2 protein-coding genes are annotated in these 1,213 nt (G+C 47.4%); both read right to left on the minus strand.

What is annotated here, in order from left to right; translation table 11 throughout:
- Positions 1 to 583: amino acid permease (locus CVN76_RS10855; protein ID WP_232732171.1), on the minus strand; the 583-nt coding region annotated here is incomplete at its 3' end.
- A 287-nt stretch (positions 584 to 870) separates the two neighbouring features.
- A partial coding sequence (locus CVN76_RS10860; RefSeq protein ID WP_198512536.1) for an aromatic amino acid lyase occupies positions 871 to 1,213 on the minus strand: 343 nt, incomplete at its 5' end.

Here is a 1,213-nt window from a genome sequence, read left to right on the forward strand (position 1 = left end):
GAAAAGAAAAACCAGCCGCTATGAAAATTCCCAATGTCGCCAAGAACCCGCCAGCGAACGGCGCGTCACCTACCGTGAAATTTTTAAAACCGATCGCCTCTCCGTTCATGATTCCGAAGATCATCAGTATACCGACCACGATAAAGATGATGATGGTCGCGACCTTGATGAGTGAAAACCAATATTCCCCTTCTCCATATCCTTTAACGGATACGTAATTCAATAGGAATATCAAAACTAAAAACATGGAACTCCATAAAAATGATGGACTGTGCGGAAACCAGAACTTCATGACCATCGTTGCGGCAGATAGTTCCGCGGCAAGCGTCATCGCCCAAGTGAACCAATAGTTCCAGCCAAGCGCAAATCCGAGGGCGGGATCGATGAACCTTGTAGCATATGTACTGAAAGCACCGCTGACTGGCATGAATGATGCCAATTCACCCAAGCTTGTCATGATGAAATATACCATGATGCCGATGACGGCATATGCGACCAACGCCCCGCCAGGACCTGCCGAATGGATGGCCGGGCCACTTCCGAGGAAGAGCCCCGTTCCAATCGCACCGCCTAATGAAATCATTGTCAGATGGCGCGCTTTCAGTTTTCTTTGCAAAGAATGTGGCGGCTCGTTTTGCTCATTTTTACCGGGCAGTTGCAATTGGCGATTTTCCAAATTAAATTCCCCTCCAACCATGCATTTTTAATCTCTCAAGATCTTGTCGATTCTCATTGCATCCAGGTCTTTTTCTCTAATCAAGAAGATACTTTCGGGTTTTTAGGAACTATGTACTTTATCAAACGTTGCCAGGCCTAAAACCCCGGTAAGGGGCTCATGGGCCTAGCATCCAGAAGAAAACCGCCATATCATTATGTGGTGGGCAAGGACCCATGAATGAACGAATTCCAGTCGATTTCAAGTAACCAGCTAGCCGCTGCTTCAATATCCTTAGCAAAGACGCGATCTTGTGTAATGCTCGGAATGATCTTTCTTGCTTCCGTATAAAAATCCTTTGTGAATGGAGCCATCTTTTCCGTTCCGCGGTACTCCACCGCTTGCAGGGCACAAATGAGCTCTATCGCCAAAACGCGGCGGACGTTTTGGATGATTTGATGCGCGTGCCGCGATCCAATTGTCCCCATGCTTACATGATCTTCCTGATTCGCTGAAGATGGAATGGAATCCACACTAGCCGGATGGGCGAGTGTCTTA

The sequence above is a fragment of the Bacillus sp. mrc49 genome (assembly GCF_002803435.1).